The sequence below is a fragment of the Halorussus sp. AFM4 genome (assembly GCF_051194995.1).
Classification (GTDB): Archaea; Halobacteriota; Halobacteria; order Halobacteriales; family Haladaptataceae; genus Halorussus.
In genome coordinates this window covers 986134-1005176 of record NZ_JBNTJT010000001.1, presented here as the reverse complement: position 1 = coordinate 1005176, position 19043 = coordinate 986134, and the positions used below count along the sequence as shown (strand labels likewise).

Sequence of the window (19043 nt, the reverse complement as noted above, 5' to 3'; positions counted from 1 at the left end):
GTATAATTCAGTATCGAATCTCAACCCGATGAGCGAGATACACTCCGCCGAACAGGTAGAGAATCCAGACGAACATCTGGCGATGTCGCACGGCAGTTCCAACGTTCGCCGTCGCGACACCGTAGAAAACACTTATCAAGCCGAACCCGACGAGGAGCGCGAACGTACCTGAAGCATTCCGCCGCAAGAACAGTCTGACGCCCTTGATTGCAGCGAGACCGTAAATTGCGTTACAGACAGCTTCGACGAAGACGATTAAGTCCGAGGGTTGGGACACCATCCACGGAAACGGTGTGAGGTAGAAGTACATCGCACCGATCCAACTGAAGGCGACAAACTGCGCGACGGTTTCCGGAACGACGTGTTTGAAGTATGCCGTTCGGCCACGTGCCCGGTTTCCGTGAACCATTACCAGAAATCCGACGATGCGCTGGAGTACTTCTATCAAGTACGGAATCGAGACTAAGCTCGCTAAAAACGTCATATTGAGAGCCCATCTACGCCCCCGGTTTTTAACGTAGACTGCGAGAATTCCGACGAAGATGGTGATGAGGTACACCGGTAGATTGTCGAGTCGAACGACCGTCGCGAGCCCTAACGCCACTGCGACCACCGTGAACTTTTCGAAGCGTTTCAGCCGTGACGGAACGAATATCAACCGAACCGTCGTCGTAAGCCCGAAGATAACGACCGCTTCGCGGAGGAGCGTAGCGTGGACGAGGACGAAACTTGGGAAGAACGCCACTGGAAGTGCAGCGAGTACCCCTGCTCTTGACGACTGATACCAGCAGGCAGTTACATAGATATTGTAGACTGCTATCGCGCCGAGGATAGCTATAAGTAGTCGGGCGTATATCGCACTTGGTCCAGGCAAGAGCCAGAATGGCGATAATAGAAACCCCCATACCTCGTAGATGTACCGTATCCTCACCACTGGGACAACTCCATTCTGCAACTGGTTCGCTATGAAGATGGCAGACGCCTCAAATCCATTTGCGTCCCCTTTTGAGTACGGGTTTATCTCTATAATAGAAAGGGGAATCGCTAACACCCGAACAAAAAGTGCGAGTAAGAACACGCTGGCTGGTTTCCAGATCGTACGTTGATTCATTGATAATATAGTCAGTTCAGATAACCCAGTTCTCGAAGTCTACTTTCGGTCTCTTCGCCGATATCACTCAACTTCGTCGTACTTCGTCGTAGGGAGTCCTCGAACGCTTGAACAATAGGCTCACCTTCGTCGTCCGTGTCTCGTTCGGTCAGCGTTCGTTCGTCGAGTTCTCGAACACCGTATTCGTCTCCTATACGGACATACTTTCGTTTGGGGTGGCTACTCTCGTACACAGCAACGCGTTTGCGGAAGTATCGTTCGGGCGGTCGTTTGTCCAATCCATTGATTAGGTCTGTCAGTCGATTGGTGTTCTCTGCACCGACGTACTCAGGATACGTCTCCGGGTCGAAGAGATCCATGTTTCCCGATTCTGCTGCGTAGTCCACAATGGTGTCAAAGAGCCACCCGAGTGAGACGCGCTCGTCCACTACGTCCTGTTGGCCGTTTGGCGACTTGACGAGGAGAGGGGCCCGAACAAGTGGCTCGGTCACGCCGGCCAGATGGTAGACGAACCCTCGTTCGCCGAATGCGTCTCCGTGATCTGAACAGAGGATGAACAGGCAATCGTCGCTCCTGTCCATCGTTTCGAGCTTGCTCCAGAGTCTCTGAAGTAGTATATCTACATATCGAATTTCGTCTATTATGAGTTCCGTGACAAACTGCCGATCCCGTTCCGTTATCTCAGTAGGAGTAGCGTAGTGGCTGATACCAGCCCCGCCGAGTTTGTGGTTAATAGCCGTAATTCGGTCACAATCCACCAAATTCCGAAGTCGACCACGCTTTGTCAACCGCTTGTGATAGTCGTGGGTCTCCATGTAATTCAAGAAGAGGAACAGATCCTCCCCTGCATTATCATCAAGCCAGTTGATAGCATCTCGCGTCATCCGCCTTCCGCCATCATCCACAAGCGGGGGTGTCGTGCGAAGTTTGCGATAAGCCGCGTTGGCGAATGTCTTCGCCCGTTGGTCCGCATTGAGTACCTGACGCATTCCGTCAAGCAGTTCACTGAGACCCGACTTGTCCGACTTCGGTGCAGTTGCGTCGGGATACACCGTTTGACTGTAGTGGTTCCGATGCTCGTCCCATCCGTCGAACCCGTAATCGGGGTGGACGAACGGATTGCCGGTGAAACACCCCGTGTGGAATTCCTCATCCGAAAGTACGTCAAGGAGCGTCTCTGTATCTTCCGTAATTCGAGTATTTGCTCTAAGAGCCCCGTGTTCGCGGGGATACTGGCCCGTGAACATGCTCGCATGGGAGGGAAGACTCCATGGGGCAGTAGCCGTCGCCCCCCGAAATTCGGTTCCGTCTTCGAGAAGCGAGTGGACGAAGGTGTCGTCGTACTCGGAGATAAACGTCTGGAAAATGTCGAAGCGAACTGAATCGAGAACGACGAAAACGACCGTTCGTGCCATGTGCTCTACGTTCTCTACTCGAATACCGTTTTATAAAGGCTTTCAAACGCGACTCCTCTTGTCGGCATCGGCCAGCACTTTCTCGATAGCTTCTATTAGCGTTGGGCCGATTTTGCTCCATGAGTAGCGATCGTGGATTAAGTCGCGAGCGTTCTTTCCGATTCTCATCCGATCGTCAGGGTCGTCCAACAGTGACGAAACAGCGTCAGCGAACGGAGACGCACTGTCGACGACGATGAAGTGAGTCCCGTCATCACCATCGATTCCCTCGTTCCCAAGTGGTGTCGTCACGACTGCCTTGCCGAGTGCCATCGCTTCGAGTATCTTGTTCTGAATACCAGTCCCGAACCGCATCGGTGCAACGACCACATCTGCCTCGGATAGGTACTCAACGAGACTCTCGACGAACCCCGTGACGGTCACGTTCTGGTGACTTTCCAATGATTGAACGCGTTCTGATGGATGTCCCCCGACGATGAGAAACTCGGCCTCGGGGTGACGCTCTCGGACGTGTGGAAATACGTTGGTTGCAAAATACTTAACCGCATCTTCGTTTGGGAAGTAGTCCATCCGTCCTAGAAAGACAATTTGAGGGTTCTCATCGTCGGCGGTGTCTTCGCTCTTATTGTACGGTGCAGACAGCAGTTCATCTCGCACACCGTTCGGAATGACCGTCAAGTTGCGTGGGAGCGTTTGCCCGGTTATTGTCCGAGCATCAGCCGCCGTCGTGATGAAACTGTGGTCAAACGATCGAAGAACAGTCTGTTCGTATCGGCGAAGTTGCCATCCTTCAAGTTCGTACAGTTTCCGTTTCAGGTAGTTCTCGTCGTTCGCGGGTTCGGCACGCTGGAGGTAGTTCTCCGACATCGAATCGACGAGATCTACGACCTTAGGGGTGTCACGCTTGCGAACGTACTCTGTCGTGTTCAAGTAGTTCGCGTATAGGAGGTCGTACTCGTCCTGATGCTTGTCTAACCACTGAGTTACGTCGGCGAAAGAGTAGTAGTTGGTTCGAATTGGTTGACGTGAAACGACCCCCTCTGCTATGTTACGGTACAACTTCGCCTTCGAGTGAGAAAATGGAATCACGCGATTGAACTCGGATTGTAGATGAGAGAGCGCGTCTTCGTCGGCCTCAGAGTTGATGACGAGGAGGTCAATGGTGTATCGCTGTGAGAGTATCTTGGCGGTGTTGTAGAGCCGGAGTTTCGCGCCGTCGGTCGGCGGATAAGGGCACTGCGAGCATAGGACGAGAACCTTCGTCATTGATCCTATCTGTGGAGTTGTCCCCGGCCGATTTTAATCGTTTGATTAATAGTCCTCTCCTCGCTATCGCGAGATACGCTCGCCCTTGGCGGACCTCTTCATTCGGTTTTCGTCCGATGCGGGCGACGAGGGGACTATAAGAAAATGTGCGGAATAGCAGGAGTCTTTCGTAGAGACGGTACGCCGAGAGAGCAGATACTCGACCGAATGAACGAGTGTCTCACCCATCGCGGTCCCGACGACGAGGGTGTCTATATCGACGACTACGTCGGCCTCGCTCACCGACGTCTCAGCATAATCGACCTCTCGACGGGCCACCAGCCGATTTTCAATGAGGACGAAACGATAGCAGTGGTATTCAATGGTGAGATATATAACTACACGACACTTCGGGAATCCCTTTCGACTGCTGGCCACCGCTTCAGTACGGAGACTGACACCGAAGTACTCGTCCATCTCTACGAGGAACACGGCCCATCCTTCGTCAAAAAACTAGAGGGCATGTTCGCGTTCGCCCTCTGGGACAGCGAGAATGAGCGCCTCGTAATTGCCCGTGACCGAATAGGTATCAAACCGCTTTTACTTGCATCGGACGGCGAAACAGTCGCATTCGCTTCAGAACTTCCCGCTCTCCTCGAAGCCGACGTCAACCACGGTGGACTCGATCGATCGGCCATCGCCCAATACTTCGCACTCGGATTCGTGCCAGCAACCCAGACCGCATTTCAGAATATTACAAAACTTCGACCAGGCGAACTCGCAATCATCTCCGGAGATGAGGTCCACCGAGAATCGTTCTATTCACCTTCGGTCGAGTCACGCAAACCTGGGTTAGATGTCGCGGGGACCGAACTTCGAACGCGCATTGAGCGATCTGTCGCGAAACGACTCCAGAGCGACGTGCCGCTCGGTGCTTTCCTGAGCGGCGGCATCGACTCCAGCATCGTTGTGGGAACAATGGCCCATCTTTCAGACAACCCAGTCCAGACGTTTACCGTAGGGTTTGACGAGGCGCTGTTCGACGAGTCTTGGGCTGCCCGTGAAGTCGCTGATTACCACGGCACCGACCACCATGAATTCACAGTCTCGCCCAACGACGTGCGCGAGTTGATTCCAGACGTGGTCGGCCGACTTGGGGAACCGTTTGCCGACCAATCACTTCTACCGACGTACGTCGTCTCCCGCGAGACGAGTCAGAACGTAAAGGTGGCCCTCTCCGGCGATGGGGCCGACGAACTGTTCGCCGGTTACAGTAAATATCGCGGGGAGTTCTACTCTCGGTACTATCGGACAATCCCACGCTCGCTCCGCCGGAAAGTAGTCAAACCCACGGTCAATGCGCTCCCAGCCTCGCGGACAAATGTCGTCGGCGAGTTTTCGCGGAAAGCCAAGAAGTTCCTTTGCGGCGGCGAACCAGACCTCACGGCTCGGCACTTCGGGTGGCTTCGCATCCCGGATTGCCGGGCGCTCGCTACATTCCCCGATGGAACCCCGGCTGAGGCTGGTTCTGAGACGCTTGCGATCCAACACCGCAAAGTAGATTCGTGGTTACCGTCTAGCCGTAGTGATGCGCTAGGTCGGATGCAGGCGGTCGACACACGGTTCAGTCTCCCGAATCAGATGCTCCGCAAAGTCGATACCGCGAGCATGTACAACTCTCTCGAAGTCCGTGTCCCGTTCCTCGATACTGATGTAGTCGAATATGCGATGTCGCTTCCTACATCTTACAAAATCACACCACGCATGCAAAAGCGAATACTTACCCGGGCATTTGAGGATCGCCTCCCGCAGTCGATACTTGAACGCGACAAACAGGGTTTCGACATGCCGATTGGCGAGTGGTTCAAATCCGAACTCGCTGGCGAGTTCCGAACCACGGTTATGAATGTCGAAACTGACCTCTTAGACGCTGATATGGTCCTTACTATCTTTGAAGAACATTGTTCCGGTCGGCGTGAACACGGGAAGTTTCTTTGGAGTGTATACGTCTTCCTGACGTGGCTTGACAGGATGCGAACAGAAGAAATCCTCTAAAGACGGCACTCGATTGCCGTAGTCGTCTCTTCGACCGTCTCTTCCCACCGGAACTGTTCGTCCACGACCTCTCGACCGGCCCTACCGAGTTCCCGCCGTCTCTCTGCGTCACCAAGCAGGTCCAAGAGTTCACGTTCAAATCCTTCTACGCCACCTACTGGGACCGTCTTGCCGGCTTGCTCTACGATGGGAGCAACCTGCTTCAAATCGCTTGCGATGACTGGTATCTCCGAAGCAAACGCCTCCAAGACAGTCCGAGGCAAACCCTCTGCACGACTCGGTAGAACTAGCACATCCGCGGACCGATACACCTTCGGCATCTCATCGTACTTAACATGACCTAGGAACGACACAGCGTCTGAGATACCGAGACTTTCTGCTCGCGTTCGAAGATCGTCTCGAAGTGGACCGTCGCCACAGAAGTACAACTCTGCGTCCGAGTACTCGTCTTTTACACCCGCGAATGCCTCAACAGCATCGCCCGGCCGCTTCCCTTCGACGAGCCGTCCTACGAATAGCACCACCGGTCCGTTACTTCCAACTAACTCGCTTTTCGGACCGTCCGGCGTAAATCGGGTCTGGTCAATCCCATTCGGAATGACCTCAATCTCGGTCCTTACACCGAACCCTCGAACGCGATTTTTATCTTCCTCCGTGTAACAGAACACAACATCAGCACTATTGAATGTCCATCGACCGAAGGTTTGGAGGTATATGTCAAACAGCCACTTCGACGCGTTCTGCGAGTAGAGCCCATGATTCGTTATCGCTAATGGGACATCATCAAGGTGCTGTCGTACCGCCGCCAAATTAGTCGAAAAGTATAGATGCGAGTGAGCGTGGACTACATCGTAATCGTCGGCACCCATTAAATACTTTGCCACGCCAGCCGAGATTTCGTTACCGAGGAGTTCCACAGTCGGTGACCGCCGAACAACGGTGTACCCGTTGCGTCGCTCTCGTCGAGGCTTCGAATCGTCGTCCGTCACTGTCAGGACGGTCACGTCGTGGCCCATTGCGGCCTGATCACGACTCATTGCGTGGACGTGGTACGTGCCACCGCCTGGAACCTCTGGATAGACGTTCTGTGCGACGCGGAGGATGTCCATGTTGGCTCACCTTCTCCTAAAAGACGTAAAACCGCCGATTATCTGCCAGAGTTACTCATAACCACGAAAATCGCCAGACTATATTTAGTCCCGTAGTCAATATCTTATGAGTTCCGAACCAACGGCTCGTACCAGTCACGGTTCTGACGATACCATTCGGTGAATTTTTCGACGCCGGCACGGATGGTTGTCGTCGGCTCGTAGCCAATGAGTTCGCTGGCCTTCGAGATGTCGGCGTGGGTGTGTTCGGCGTCGGCATCGTGGCGGTCGGCGTATTCTAGTTCCAAGTCCGGTGAAAGTTGGTCGCGAATTTCCTCGGCGAGCGTTTGAATCGCGATGTTGTCGGTGCTCCCGATGTTCATTATCTCGCCATCAGCAGCATCGTTACGTAGCAACTTCGTGTTCGCCATTACGACGTCATCAATGTACGTAAAGTCCCGTGTCTGGGTTCCATCGCCGTAAATAACCGGCGACTCACCGTTAAGACACCGTGAGACGAAGTTCGAGATTGCCATGTTAGGACGCATCCGAGGACCGTAGACGGTAAAGTACCGGAGCGAAACGGTCGGAAGGCCATATACTTCGTGATATACGCGTGTGTAGTGTTCCTCAGCCAGTTTCGACGCACCGTAGGGACTTACGGGAGTCGTCGGATGGTCCTCGTCGTACGGGAGGTACTCGGGCTTGCCATACACTGACGAGGAACTCGCCACAACCACGCGCTCAACGTCGGCATTACGTGCCGCCTCCAAGACGTTGAGGGTGCCAGAGACATTGATATCGTTGACCTTCTGGGGTTGTTCGACGCTGGTCCGGACGCCGGCCTGTGCAGCCTGATGGAAAACCACGTCAACTGACTTAATTAAATCGGAAACCTGTTCTTCGTCGCGGACATCGCCTCGAATTAGCTCGTAACTTCCATGGCCCTCCTCGGCTGCGGCTCTCCCTACCTCAACGTTGTGTTCCTTTATACCGGGGTTGTAAAATGCAACGAAGTTGTCAAGTGCAATAACATCGTGACCGCCACGCACAAAATGCTCAATGAGGTGGCTGCCGATGAAACCCGCGCCACCCGTGACGAGTATCTGCATTGTCTACGGGTGCTGAACGAAGACAATAAAAATCCTCTGTTTCAGTTGGACGATGCCGTGGCGGATTTAGTCACAATCTCCTCTAAATAGGTGTTCGGCCTTTTCCTAGTTCTTGAGATACTCCTAGAAACTACGCCTCAACGCTGACATCACTCCCGTTTTGTACTGCACTTTCTGGAACCTGAACCGTCTGATTTTCGACCGAATAGGTGCCTGGATACGGAACGGTCACTGAAAAATTATCATCAGGCTTGGCTTCCACTTTCCGACTGTACTTGAAGGATGCGCCCTCAATATCGACCGACGTGGAGACCGTTAGCGTTGCGTTGGCAGGTGCCGTTCCCGTGATGTTCGCTCCTGGAACGAGCGTAAACACCTTCACCGAGCCATCCTTGCTGGCGTACACTGCCCGGTAGTGACCTGCGCCGCTCGCTCCGTTCGGACCGACGCTCCCGAATCGCTGGTGAAGGCGTGCGTAGTTGGTCTCTGGGGGTATCCGGTTCTGTGAGAGTTGCTTCGTAACGACAAAGCCGACCCGTTCATGGAGTTCCCGATACTTCGATTTCGGATTCGTGGATGAGAGGAATGCTTCGTAGTGACGGCTAGCATATCCATACGTTCTCGCCTCACCGTTCACGAAGTAGTTGTACATCCGGTTACGACCCCACTTGCTCAACACGTAATTCTCGGGGTACTCCCACCCTCGTTCCTCAGCGTAGCTGTCCATCCACACCGCAGCCTCAAACTTATCGCCGCCTATCTTCACCTGTTCATGTCGAACCGCGGTCTGGGCAGCGCCAGCACTCGTGACGAACAGGAGTAGGATGGCGAGGGCCGTAATCGCCTCCCGGCTGGGCAAACCGATCGAACGCCCACCATCGGTGGCTCGTATCGTTCGCTCCCGGTCAACCGTTGGCATGTGAGTCACATCAAGTTTAGCTGCAAGCACGACGAAGCCCCACCCCGCCAGCACTGCGACGAAGGGTGCGAGTTCGCCGACGAACCGGCGCTGGAATGTTGCCAGCACGAGGAAATACCACCCGTAGGTCGTTACGATGAGCCACCCCTGCTGATTCCGCCGATACGCCCGCCAACTCAGCAGCGCCAGCACCGGAAGTGCGATGACCCACGCGAACCCGAGCTCGAGAATCGGTCCGAGGAAGAAACCGCTCGGGCCGCCCGCGAATAGCGATCTGGTCTCTGCCGGGCCGGCTCTGAAGAGGAGGTAACTCGTCCGCCGGGTCAACTTCCTCCAGTACCCGGGCAGAAAAATTTGCAAAAGAACGAGTCCGCTCAGCGCTCCTGCAACCTCCGTCACACCGAGGACCGACGCAGGCATGCCCGCACGGCGAATCGCCTCGGCGATGAACGTCACGCCGACTATCCCGACCAGCAACAATACAGGAGCATAGGTCACGATATCGGTGTGCCAACCGAAACCAGTGTGTGTTAGATAAGACAATACGGACGCAAGTGCCAGTCCAACGAGGATGGGAGCAGTGCGTGGAAGTGGCGAGCGGTCTGCCCGCACGTCCGCGATTGCCTGAACTGCCACGTAAAGACCAACCGCACTAATGAGAAGTGGTCCGGCTTCCCAGGCCATGGCTTGGCCCCAGACGGCGACACCGAGTACAACTGCGGCGACCCAGGTGCGGACGTCCGAAAGGTCGTCGCGGTCTACATCCGCAAGCCACACCAGTGCCAAAGCCGTCAGCGCAAGCCACGGATAGTCGAAGGCGTGGTGGTCGGCGAATCCGAGACCCGTCCGGTAGGCAAATGCGGGAATCACTGCGAGAAACGCAACTGAAGCAAGCCCCACTCTACGATCGCCCGTCACGCGGACTGCCATCGCGTACACCAGCACCGCGACGACGACCGCCGAGATCACGGGATACCATGCCAGCACCCACCCGGAGGCGCCGGCACCACCGAACAGGTTCGTAATCCACCAAAGTGTCGCCACCATCAGCGGTTCGCCCTTTGCCACGGGACCTGGCAGGCCCGAAAGGACACTCAGGTCGAACACGCCGGTCGCCTCTACGGCGAGTCGCTCGACCCAGTATCGGTAATAATAGGGGTCGTTCGAGGAGAGTACAACGTATTTGCCGCGGAAGACGCTCGGGAAGATATAAGTCCGCATCAGGACGACGAAGGCCAGCGCGCCCGCGAGTGCGCCCGCTTCGGTTCGCGACACGGAGGGGAACGACAGCGACGAGAGCAAGGCGGACGGGTTCCACGACTGCCTGATATCCCCGTCGATTGAAGACTCACCGTCAAGGCTGGCACGGACCGCATTCGGGTCAGCAATCTCGTACTCGTCGCCGTCCTTGGCTACGATATTCCGGGAGACGAGCTCGCCGAACGTCCCCGAGTCGAGGGGGACCTCGTCGAAAGACCACCCGTCTTGGCGTTCGTCTACTGCGAGGAGTTCACGGAGATCCGATTCGAAATCCGGTTTCTCCGTGAGGAGGTTGTCAATCGCCTCGCGTACGTCAGTCATGGTGGTCGAATAACGTGACGGTCGCTTAAAGCCTGCGACACTCGTTAGCGAAAACTAGCACTGAGTTATCCGACGAGTTCCGTCAGCACTTTCCATACTTGCCGAATTACGATTTTCACGTCGAACCAGAACGACTGGTTCCGGATGTACTTCATATCATATTGCAGTTTCTTACCTGGCTGGTGGCCCGTCACGTCGTTAATCTGTGCCAAGCCGGTCAGTCCGGGTTTGATGAACCAGCGCTTGCGCCACTCCACGACGCCCGACCGGATGTCGTCATCCAACTCGGGACGTTCGGGACGCGGGCCGACGACGCTCATCTCGCCCACTAGAATCGACCAGAGTTGCGGGATTTCATCAAGGTGTGTTTGACGAAGCACGCGGCCGACCCGCGTCACGCGCGGATCGACACCACCATTGTCCTCCTTGCTAATCGTTGCTCCGGACTCGGCCTCGGCATCGGTCACCATGCTCCGGAACTTGTACACCTCGAACGTCTCACCGAATTCGGCAGTCCGTTGCTGGGTGTAGAACACCGGCCCTGGACTGTCGAGTTTGATCGCAATTGCGATGACCGCCATGAAGGGTGTGAACGACAACAAGCCAATTGAAGCGAATACCACATCAAACGCCCGTTTGAACACGTAGTCCTGCCAGTCCCACGGCTCAAGTTCGATGTCGACGAGGATCTCGTCCCCAGAGGCCGTCGTCGTTAACACATCGTCACCATGCTCCCGATGCACCTTCGCGTCGACGCCATGCTCGTAGCAGGTGTCGAGCGCCCCGAAGAACTCCGCACGGTCGGGATGGGCGAATGCCAGCACGACCGTATCGATGTTGTAGTTGACGAGTACCTCGTCGAGCCGCGACAGCCCGCTGAGACAGTCGAGATCGTCGAGTAACGCCTCGCCGCTGCCGTCGGCAACGGCAGGCCCACCTGCGACCGACTCGCGGTCGGTGTAGTACGGACTCGGCGGCGAGACGTACCCGAGGACTGGAATGTCGATCTCCTCCAACACGTCGGCGATCTCCTCAGGGTCGTCACCGACGATGATCGCTCGCTCTCGCTCGGACGGGCGACGCCGAATCGTCACGAACCACAGCGGCAGGTAGACGAGGAGCCCGACCGTCGTCAGGATGAGCGTCGTGCGTGGAAGCCGATAGGAGTAGTCGAAGTAGCCGATCGTCGCTAACGCAAGCCCGGCGATGACCACGCGCCGTTGGGTCACCAACACTGTATCGAGTATCCGGCGCGGCCGCGGCTTGAACAACGGAATGAGATTCAACACGACGACGACCACGGCCGTCGCCACAGCGACGGTGAGTTTCGGCCCGGTGAGCACGGTCGCAGGCAAGCGCCGAAACACCGGAACGACCGTCGAGAGGAACCACTGTACGGCGGGCAGATTCGCAATCAACACCGCGAGAGCAGTAATGAGAACAGTGCCGACGACACTTAGCACGCGATACCGCAACCCGGAGACCATCACTCAATCCCCCAAAGCAGGATAGCTTAAAACCTATGAACTTGCTCCGCAGACTAGCTGCGCAATCCCACCGGAAACTACGGTATGGGGGAAACGTCCACGGGTATGCGTCATCGTCACCCCACCGGTGCACCTACTTCCCACGGGGCTATAACCGGAAGCCTGGCTTCTAACTACTAGTACTGACTGAATTCAGGGCTCACTACCGGAACTATTCTCGCGTCCGACATCGTCGACTGCACTAATCCATTTGTCACGTGACGAAGTGTTCGCCACAAAGAGCAGAACGCGCCGATAGCGAGTCCGCTAGTGACTGAGCAACCACCCACGACGCTGAGACGAAGGTATAAACGCTTCAACGGCCTTCTAGACCCATGCAGCCAGTCGAGTTCGAGAACGAATTGACGCTTCTCACCTACCAGCAAGACGGCGACGAAGACGAGTTCCACGAGACCTACGAGGCGGCAGTGGAGTCCGTCAAGGCCGACCTGGGGGAGTACCACGCCCTCCGCATCGACGGTGCTGACGTCGACACCGAGGACCGATTCGCAGTGACCAGCCCTGGCGACTTTGACCTCGAAATCGGTGAGTTCGCTGCGGGTGGCAACACAGAAGTCGACGCCGCGGTGAGTGCCGCCGCCGACGCGTTCCCGGAGTGGGAGCACCGCGACGTCGATTCGCGCACCGACATCTTCCGGACGGTCGCCGACCAGATGCGAGACCGCAAGTTCAAGCTGGCGGCGACGCTCTCGCTCGAGAACGGGAAGAACCGGACCGAGGCGATGGCCGACGTCGACGAGGCCATCGACTTCCTCCGGTTCTACAGTCTCGAACTCGAACGCTCGGACAGCTACCAGTTCGACACCGGCCAGCCGACGCCACACCAGCACACCACGAACCTGCTGCGACCGTACGGCGTCTTCGCGGTCGTCGCCCCGTTCAACTTCCCGTTGGCCATCCTCACGGGGATGACCACCGGCGCGATGGTCACCGGCAACACCGTTGTCGCCAAGCCCGCGAGCGCGACGCCCCTGATCGCCCACAAGTACGCCGACATCCTCGCCGACGCGGGGCTGCCCGACGGCGTGTTCAATCTGGTCACGGGCGGCGGCAGCGCAGTCGGCCAACCCCTCACCGAGCACGAGGATGTCGCTGGCGTCGCGTTCACGGGCTCGCGCGAAGTCGGTCTCGATATCGAGCGGACGTTCAGAGAGCAGGGCAAACGCGGGCCCGTCATCGCCGAGCTCGGCGGGAAGAACCCGGTCATCGTCAGCGACGCGGCCGACCTCGACGGCGCTGTCGACGGCGTCACGATGGGGGCGTTCTCGTACAGCGGCCAGAAGTGTTCCGCGACGTCCCGCGTGTACGTCTACGAGGACTTCTACGACGAGTTCACCGACCGAGTAGTGGACGCGACCGAACAGCTGGGGATCGGGCCCGGCGAAGACCTCGAGACCGTCGTCAACCCCGTGATCGACGACAGTGCGCTCGACCGCTACCGGACAATCACCGAGCGGGCGCGGACCGACGGCACGGTCCGGACGGGCGGGGCCGTCGTCGACGACGAACTTCCCGAAGGGCGGTACGTCGAACCAACCGTCGTCACCGACATCCCACACGAACACGAGCTCGCTCGAGAGGAACACTTCCTCCCGTTCGTGACGATTCACCCCGTCTCGGGCTTCGAGGAAGGCATCGCAAAGTCCAACGACAGCGACTACGGCCTCTGTGCAGGGCTGTTCTCGGAGGACGACGAGGAGATCGACCGCTGGTTCGACGAGATCGAGTCCGGGATGTGCTACGTAAACCGTTCTCAGAGTGCGACTACGGGCGCGCTGGTCCAGGCACAACCCTTCGGCGGCTGGAAGTTCTCCGGGACGACCGGGAAGTTCGCAGGCGGATACTGGTATCTCCAGCAGTTCATGCGCGAGCAGAGCAGAACTCGTGTCGAGTAGGTGCTAAAGCGACTCGTCTCGAAACGCTGATCGCCCCTCACTCGGCGGACGAGTTCACGTTCCGGAGAAACGAGGGTGTATCGCTATCCCCGACCGATTTTCCCCTGACTGAGTCAGGATAACCGTCTGATAGTCCGAGCAACTAGTTTGGTCAACGTACTGCCACTTTCACGTCTACTCGTGGCTGGCATCTACGCTTCGAACGCCCGTCGCGGATTACAATACCGGACCTGTGATTCTACGAGGAACCAGGGCAGGACGAGACTTGCACCGATAACGTTCGCCAGCAAGTCGACGACACTGTAATACCGCATCGGAAGCGTTCCCTGTATCAATTCAATCGCTAGCCCGAACAGTAACGCAGTGGCGAGAACACCGCCAATACGACTTCGCGGACGGTGCCGAGACTCGACAGTGGCATATGCGAGCGAGTACGCAAAGCCGGCATACCCCGTAAAATGGAGTTTCTTGTCCCAGAGCTGGGCCAGATCCATTGGACCACCTGGCGGCGCAGGGACAGTCCGGAACACGGAGAAGTAGACGATCAGGCTCGCAACTGCCACCACGCTGGTCCAGCGAAGCCATCGAGGAAGCAACGGAACCGGAAGTCGCGACATAGACAAAGCCCTTCGACCGCTAGATATAAATCTACCTCAAGTAGTTTTCACTTATCATAGCAGTTCAGTAAATCAGTCGATAGTAACGACTATAGGTGTTCCGGCGTGCTATCCGTGGCCCTGACCGACAAATAGTAAAATCGTGATTAGTAAAATCGTGATTTAGATAATCGCCAGTATTACCTTCGTTCGGCCCGAAGGTGGAGTATGGCTCATCCGCGCTTCGTCAATCGGAAAGACGAACTCGAGATGCTGCGCTCACAGTTCGAGAGCGACACCGCGGAACTACTCGTCGTATATGGACGTCGTCGGTTGGGGAAGAGTACACTCGTTCGTGAAGCAGTTCGGGGTCGAGATGACGCGATCTACTGGCAAGCGACCGAGGAGACGTCCGAAGTGCAATTGACGAACTTCGTTGAGACTGCACGCGAGACGTTCCCGCTCGTCGAAGACATCAAGCGAGACTGGGAGGCACTCCTCCGGGCACTCGGTCGCCAAGATGCGGTTGTCGTCCTCGACGAGTTCCCGTATCTTATCGAATCAGATGATGCGGTTCCCTCGAAGATGCAGCGCGTTTGGGACATGCATCTCGAAGAGACGGCGATGACGCTCGTCCTCGTCGGCTCCTCGATCAGTATCATGGAAGAGAAGGTTCTCGGTGGAGGGAGTCCACTCTACGGTCGACGGACGGCCACGATCGATCTTCCACCGCTCGCGCTTGACGATGCGCGACGCTTCTATCCGGAAGACGACGCGGATTCGATCATCCAAACGTGGGGCGTCTTCGGTGGGACCCCGTACTACCTCCAGGCGCTCACTTCGTCCGCATCGCTTTCTGAGAATATCCAATCACACGTACTCTCCGAACATGGCGTACTTCATAACGAGCCAGAATTCCTGTTACGGACGGAGTTCGGAATCCGTGAGCCACAGACGTACTACACGATCCTCCGAGCGATCGCCACGGGCAAGCGCGAGGCGAACGAGATTGCTGACTTCGCTGGTCTCGATTCGAACGCGCTCGGGTCGTACCTCTCGAAACTCCGGCGTCTCCGGTTGGTCGAACGAGATATTCCGGTAACAGCAAACCCGAATGCAACGCGGAAGAGCAGGTACCGGCTGAAAGAACCACTGTTCCGCTTCTGGTTTCGCTACGTCTACGGGCAAACAGGGAAACTAGCACAACTCGGTGACGACGCCTACGAACAGCTCGTCGAGCCGACGTTCTCGGAGTACATGGGGTCCATGTTCGAGATCGTCTGTCAGAACAGGCTTCCGTCGTTGGTTCCAAACACGTATCAGGGAATCGGCTACTGGTGGCACAAAGACCACGAACTCGACGTCGTCGGACTGGCGAGCGATGGGACGCTCGTCGCTGGCGAGTGCAAGTACATGACCCGAGAAATGACTGAGGGTGATTTAGCTGACCTCGAACGGAGTGCAACACACGTCCAGTGGACGCCACCGAACGGCGGATCGCCCGACTACCACTACTGCTGTTTCTGCCGGTCAGGCTTCTCGGACGGACTCGAACAGACCGCCGCCGAGCGAGACGATGTCTCGTTGTTCACGCCGACCGACATTGTGGAAGCCAATCGAGAAGCAGCGTCGTCCTAACTTCAATTTCAAGTGTGCTATCGCCGTGACGAACTATACGACATGCAGGAGAAAACCACGGTGAACGCCGTAGGTAGTTGACCAAGCAGAGTCGGCGGAGTTTGGGGACGACCTCTGTATATTCGAATACGATGCCAGCGACGTCAACAAACTCGTTCAGTTCACCATCGGTTGACGCGCTCAAGTTCCACCAGTTCACCATCGGTGAATTTTGCTTCGTAAGCGAGAGCCTCTCCGTTGATGGATCTGTGGAACTCCAAAATTCCGTGATAGTTCGTATCGCTCCAGCCTTCACGCGTTTTTTCGAGCATCCCCGCTGCTTTCTTCCACTCGTTTTCGAAGCCGCTGATCTCCTCATCGTACCTCGGCCGTTCCTCCTCAGGACGGACGTCGTATTCGGCATCTTCTTTGTAGAGTCGCCGATCCTGCGTTATCTTGTACACGGCAAGCTGCGGGCGGCTAAATGTCTTTGTCTGCCACTCAACCGGTGTCGGATCGCCATCGAAACCCGGAAGGTCGATGTCCAGACCGTCTTCGATTTTCACCCAATCGTACAGTCCCATGATTCCTCTAATCGAGATTCAAAGAATTAGTTTGTATCGCTGCCTTGGCAACTCCTCTCGCTCGGCCCTGTCTGTTCCTTTTCTCTCCTGCTATTCTATCTTGTGTCTGACTTGGCCATCTCCCTTGTCGACTAACATTGAGCAGTCTGGGCCGTCACCGCCTACTTGTCGAAGAGAGACAGAAATTTCTCAGTACTGCTCTCAATGTAACCTATGACGGAGCTATCTGCGCACCACTTCGGCGTGACCGTGACCGACCTCGACCGCGCGGTCGAGTTCTACCGAGACGTCCTCGGCCTCGACGTGCTCAACCGTTTCTCGGTGTCCGGCGAGGCCTTCTCGACGGGCGTCGACGTCGAGGGAGCAATCGGGAATTTCGCGCATCTCGACGCTGGCTCGGCCCGCGTCGAACTTGTCGAATACGACCCGGCGGGCGAGAATCGCGACACCGAACGCGTCAACCAGCCCGGCGCGAAGCATCTCGGGATCGCGGTCGACGACCTCGACGGTTTCTACGAGAAGCTGCCGTCGGACGTCGAGACGCTGAGCGAACCGCAGACGACCGCGAGCGGGACGCGGATTCTCTTCCTCCGGGACCCTGAGGGCAATCTGGTCGAAGTTCTCGAAGCATAGGACGACCCAAGCTTACGCTCGCCTGTGAGCACCTCTTTTCGCCTTCAGCTAGTACTCCCTTTTGCTCAGTGGCCAGTAGTTCGGCACTCGTATTGTCGTTACACCGTATCAGCATATTTGTCGCTACCGCCACGGCAGCCACGCTGGAACAATCCAATCGACAGTAGATATTTACTGTTCTATTTGTTGGTACTCGTTAAGGGACAAGGGGATAGATTTGACTGATACTCCCGATGGTGTTCGCGATACAGCTGAGGAACCGCCTGACTTCGACGAGTGGGCCGACCCGGAAGAGGTGCTGAAAAGCGGTTCGACGCGAGAGCGAATGCTCGACGTCGTATTGCAGTTGCGCGAACCGACCAAGGTTTCGACGATAGCAGATAGCGCCGACTGCGATACGGAGGCGGCACGGGATTACCTGGAGTGGTTCGTGTCGATGGGGATGGTTCGAGAGATTACTGGACGGCCCGTGAGATACGTGCGGAACAACTCGTATCTGCGGTGGCGTAGAATCGAGCAGATTCGGAATCAGTATTCGGAGGGAGAGATCGTTGAAGAAGTCTCGAAAACGTTGGAGGCCGCCCAGGAATATCGGAAGCAGTTCGACGCAGACAGTCCAGGGAGGGTGTCATTGGTAAACCGTGAGGGACAGGTTGAGGAGGTCTGGGAAACTCTCTCCGAATGGAAGACGCTAGAACAGCGGGCGGCATTGTTGGATGTGGCACGCCGAGATGAGACTGTTACCGATTGATACCGCGGTACGGACTACTGTAGTTCATCAACGAGGAGAGTTACTGCGTTTTCGACGAGTTCGCTATCGAGACGGCCTTGCCAGAAGTCGATGTCCTCGCGATTCAGCGATTGAACGCCCCACGGAACGATACGACTGTCGGCCGGCGTCCCGCCACGAATCCAACTCGCCTCTGGAATTTCGATCAGTCCCTCCATCCACGTTTTCGTCGTGAGCGTGAGCGCGATGTACTGCTCCCCGTGGAACGGCCGATTTCTGTGGTTCGAAAGGATGAGCCACGGGCGGGCAGCCTCCTTACCTTTTGAATGGGTCCTCACCATAGACGACGTCACCCCGTTCGAAGATTGGCGTCTCCTCTTCGTCCGTCACTGTTCGTCCTTCACGCTCGGATGTGGTTCGTCAGGCGAGTGTTCCTGCCACTCGTCTTTGTCCTCCGAATCGAGTTGGTCGTTGAACAATGCCGTCGCCCGCTTATATCCACTGTACCCGGCTAGCCGCTCGTCGTCGTCGGTCACGGCCCAGTACGTCGCCTTGTGCTCGACGAGATTTCGGTTCTTCAACCGCGAAAGCGCCGTACTGACCGCGCCTTCATCAAGTCCAGTCTGGGAGGCGATTTCACGAGCTTCGAACGCACGGTCGTCATGTGCGGCTAAAAACCCGAGCACCTGGTCTGGAACGGAGAGTCCCTTCAGTTCGTCCTCACTCGAATTCTCGAACGTCTCCCTGTCGATGGACATCGTTAAGAGTAGCTACCAGTTCCAGCGATAAGAACGTTAGTGATGAAAGTACTGAAAACGCTGTTATCGCGGACTAATAGTGAGCGGCCTTTCTCCCTTCCAAAGCAGAAACTGACTGGTAGATAATTATTGATATAGCGGGGGAAGCAGTAGTAGG

15 protein-coding genes and 1 pseudogene are annotated in these 19043 nt (G+C 56.4%); 5 read left to right on the top strand and 11 right to left on the bottom strand.

The features are described from left to right. Positions 1-7: 7 nt before the first annotated feature. The 3 genes from ACQUQF_RS05220 to ACQUQF_RS05210 are packed head-to-tail and all read right to left on the bottom strand — an operon-like array spanning position 8 to position 3792. Entirely contained in the window at positions 8-1078 is a 1071-nt protein-coding gene (locus tag ACQUQF_RS05220) for a hypothetical protein (protein ID WP_435176468.1), read from the bottom strand. 44 nt (positions 1079-1122) lie between these two features. Continuing rightward, positions 1123-2526: a sulfatase-like hydrolase/transferase gene (locus ACQUQF_RS05215; RefSeq protein WP_435176466.1), complete on the bottom strand. Its 1404-nt coding sequence runs from the start codon at positions 2524-2526 to the stop codon at positions 1123-1125. 42 nt (positions 2527-2568) lie between these two features. Then, positions 2569-3792 carry a glycosyltransferase gene (locus ACQUQF_RS05210; protein WP_435176465.1) on the bottom strand — a complete coding sequence of 408 codons (1224 nt, stop codon included), beginning with the start codon at positions 3790-3792 and terminating at the stop codon, positions 2569-2571. 144 nt (positions 3793-3936) lie between these two features. Here ACQUQF_RS05210 and asnB point away from each other — a divergent pair, with 144 nt between their 5' ends. Beyond that, on the top strand, positions 3937-5826 hold the full coding sequence (gene asnB / locus ACQUQF_RS05205) for an asparagine synthase (glutamine-hydrolyzing) (protein WP_435176463.1): 1890 nt from the start codon (positions 3937-3939) through the stop codon (positions 5824-5826). Here the strand turns inward: asnB and ACQUQF_RS05200 are convergent. The 4 genes from ACQUQF_RS05200 to ACQUQF_RS05185 form a co-directional block, all read right to left on the bottom strand. Beyond that, complete coding sequence (locus ACQUQF_RS05200; RefSeq protein ID WP_435176461.1) at positions 5823-6935, bottom strand: glycosyltransferase family 4 protein; 1113 nt, start codon at positions 6933-6935, stop codon at positions 5823-5825. The two genes, asnB and ACQUQF_RS05200, sit on opposite strands and share 4 nt — an antisense overlap. 104 nt (positions 6936-7039) lie before the next feature. Beyond that, positions 7040-8026: an SDR family NAD(P)-dependent oxidoreductase gene (locus tag ACQUQF_RS05195; RefSeq protein WP_435176459.1), complete on the bottom strand. Its 987-nt coding sequence runs from the start codon at positions 8024-8026 to the stop codon at positions 7040-7042. 130 nt (positions 8027-8156) lie between these two features. Then, positions 8157-10526 carry an STT3 domain-containing protein gene (locus ACQUQF_RS05190; protein WP_435176457.1) on the bottom strand — a complete coding sequence of 790 codons (2370 nt, stop codon included), beginning with the start codon at positions 10524-10526 and terminating at the stop codon, positions 8157-8159. 65 nt (positions 10527-10591) lie between these two features. After that, positions 10592-12013: a sugar transferase gene (locus tag ACQUQF_RS05185; protein ID WP_435176455.1), complete on the bottom strand. Its 1422-nt coding sequence runs from the start codon at positions 12011-12013 to the stop codon at positions 10592-10594. A gap of 374 nt (positions 12014-12387) precedes the next feature. Here ACQUQF_RS05185 and ACQUQF_RS05180 point away from each other — a divergent pair, with 374 nt between their 5' ends. Next, on the top strand, positions 12388-13968 hold the full coding sequence (locus tag ACQUQF_RS05180) for an aldehyde dehydrogenase family protein (protein WP_435176453.1): 1581 nt from the start codon (positions 12388-12390) through the stop codon (positions 13966-13968). 191 nt (positions 13969-14159) lie between these two features. Here ACQUQF_RS05180 and ACQUQF_RS05175 read toward each other — a convergent pair whose 3' ends face one another. Further along, the gene (locus tag ACQUQF_RS05175) at positions 14160-14462 is read right to left on the bottom strand and encodes a VanZ family protein (RefSeq protein ID WP_435177605.1); all 303 of its coding nucleotides are present in this window, start codon (positions 14460-14462) and stop codon (positions 14160-14162) included. A gap of 330 nt (positions 14463-14792) precedes the next feature. Here ACQUQF_RS05175 and ACQUQF_RS05170 point away from each other — a divergent pair, with 330 nt between their 5' ends. After that, the gene (locus ACQUQF_RS05170; RefSeq protein WP_435176451.1) at positions 14793-16202 is read left to right on the top strand and encodes an ATP-binding protein; all 1410 of its coding nucleotides are present in this window, start codon (positions 14793-14795) and stop codon (positions 16200-16202) included. Positions 16203-16363: 161 nt separating this feature from the next. On the opposite strand, the gene ACQUQF_RS05165 is transcribed toward ACQUQF_RS05170, so the two are convergent. Further along, complete coding sequence (locus ACQUQF_RS05165) at positions 16364-16765, bottom strand: hypothetical protein (protein WP_435176449.1); 402 nt, start codon at positions 16763-16765, stop codon at positions 16364-16366. A 213-nt stretch (positions 16766-16978) separates the two neighbouring features. On the opposite strand from ACQUQF_RS05165, the gene ACQUQF_RS05160 reads away from it, so the two are divergent. Both ACQUQF_RS05160 and ACQUQF_RS05155 read left to right on the top strand, forming a co-directional pair. Next, the gene (locus ACQUQF_RS05160; protein ID WP_435176447.1) at positions 16979-17398 is read left to right on the top strand and encodes a VOC family protein; all 420 of its coding nucleotides are present in this window, start codon (positions 16979-16981) and stop codon (positions 17396-17398) included. Positions 17399-17609: 211 nt separating this feature from the next. Beyond that, the gene (locus ACQUQF_RS05155) at positions 17610-18149 is read left to right on the top strand and encodes a DUF7342 family protein (protein ID WP_435177603.1); all 540 of its coding nucleotides are present in this window, start codon (positions 17610-17612) and stop codon (positions 18147-18149) included. 14 nt (positions 18150-18163) lie between these two features. Here ACQUQF_RS05155 and ACQUQF_RS05150 read toward each other — a convergent pair. Both ACQUQF_RS05150 and ACQUQF_RS05145 read right to left on the bottom strand, forming a co-directional pair. Beyond that, positions 18164-18518, bottom strand: a pseudogene (locus ACQUQF_RS05150) (type II toxin-antitoxin system PemK/MazF family toxin). Further along, positions 18515-18886, bottom strand: coding sequence for a MarR family transcriptional regulator (locus ACQUQF_RS05145; protein ID WP_435176445.1), 372 nt, complete (start codon positions 18884-18886; stop codon positions 18515-18517). The pseudogene ACQUQF_RS05150 and the gene ACQUQF_RS05145 overlap by 4 nt, the downstream one beginning before the upstream one ends. Positions 18887-19043: the final 157 nt, after the last annotated feature.

Bases quoted from the DNA above. Each gene is read 5' to 3' on its own strand.
- ACQUQF_RS05215 (WP_435176466.1), bottom strand. From the start codon at position 2,526: ATGGCACGAACGGTCGTTTTCGTCGTTCTCGATTCAGTTCGCTTCGAC.
- ACQUQF_RS05210 (WP_435176465.1), bottom strand. From the start codon at position 3,792: ATGACGAAGGTTCTCGTCCTATGCTCGCAGTGCCCTTATCCGCCGACC.
- asnB (WP_435176463.1), top strand. From the start codon at position 3,937: ATGTGCGGAATAGCAGGAGTCTTTCGTAGAGACGGTACGCCGAGAGAG.
- ACQUQF_RS05200 (WP_435176461.1), bottom strand. From the start codon at position 6,935: ATGGACATCCTCCGCGTCGCACAGAACGTCTATCCAGAGGTTCCAGGC.
- ACQUQF_RS05195 (WP_435176459.1), bottom strand. From the start codon at position 8,026: ATGCAGATACTCGTCACGGGTGGCGCGGGTTTCATCGGCAGCCACCTC.
- ACQUQF_RS05190 (WP_435176457.1), bottom strand. From the start codon at position 10,526: ATGACTGACGTACGCGAGGCGATTGACAACCTCCTCACGGAGAAACCG.
- ACQUQF_RS05185 (WP_435176455.1), bottom strand. From the start codon at position 12,013: ATGGTCTCCGGGTTGCGGTATCGCGTGCTAAGTGTCGTCGGCACTGTT.
- ACQUQF_RS05180 (WP_435176453.1), top strand. From the start codon at position 12,388: ATGCAGCCAGTCGAGTTCGAGAACGAATTGACGCTTCTCACCTACCAG.
- ACQUQF_RS05175 (WP_435177605.1), bottom strand. From the start codon at position 14,462: ATGGATCTGGCCCAGCTCTGGGACAAGAAACTCCATTTTACGGGGTAT.
- ACQUQF_RS05170 (WP_435176451.1), top strand. From the start codon at position 14,793: ATGGCTCATCCGCGCTTCGTCAATCGGAAAGACGAACTCGAGATGCTG.
- ACQUQF_RS05165 (WP_435176449.1), bottom strand. From the start codon at position 16,765: ATGGGACTGTACGATTGGGTGAAAATCGAAGACGGTCTGGACATCGAC.
- ACQUQF_RS05160 (WP_435176447.1), top strand. From the start codon at position 16,979: ATGACGGAGCTATCTGCGCACCACTTCGGCGTGACCGTGACCGACCTC.
- ACQUQF_RS05145 (WP_435176445.1), bottom strand. From the start codon at position 18,886: ATGTCCATCGACAGGGAGACGTTCGAGAATTCGAGTGAGGACGAACTG.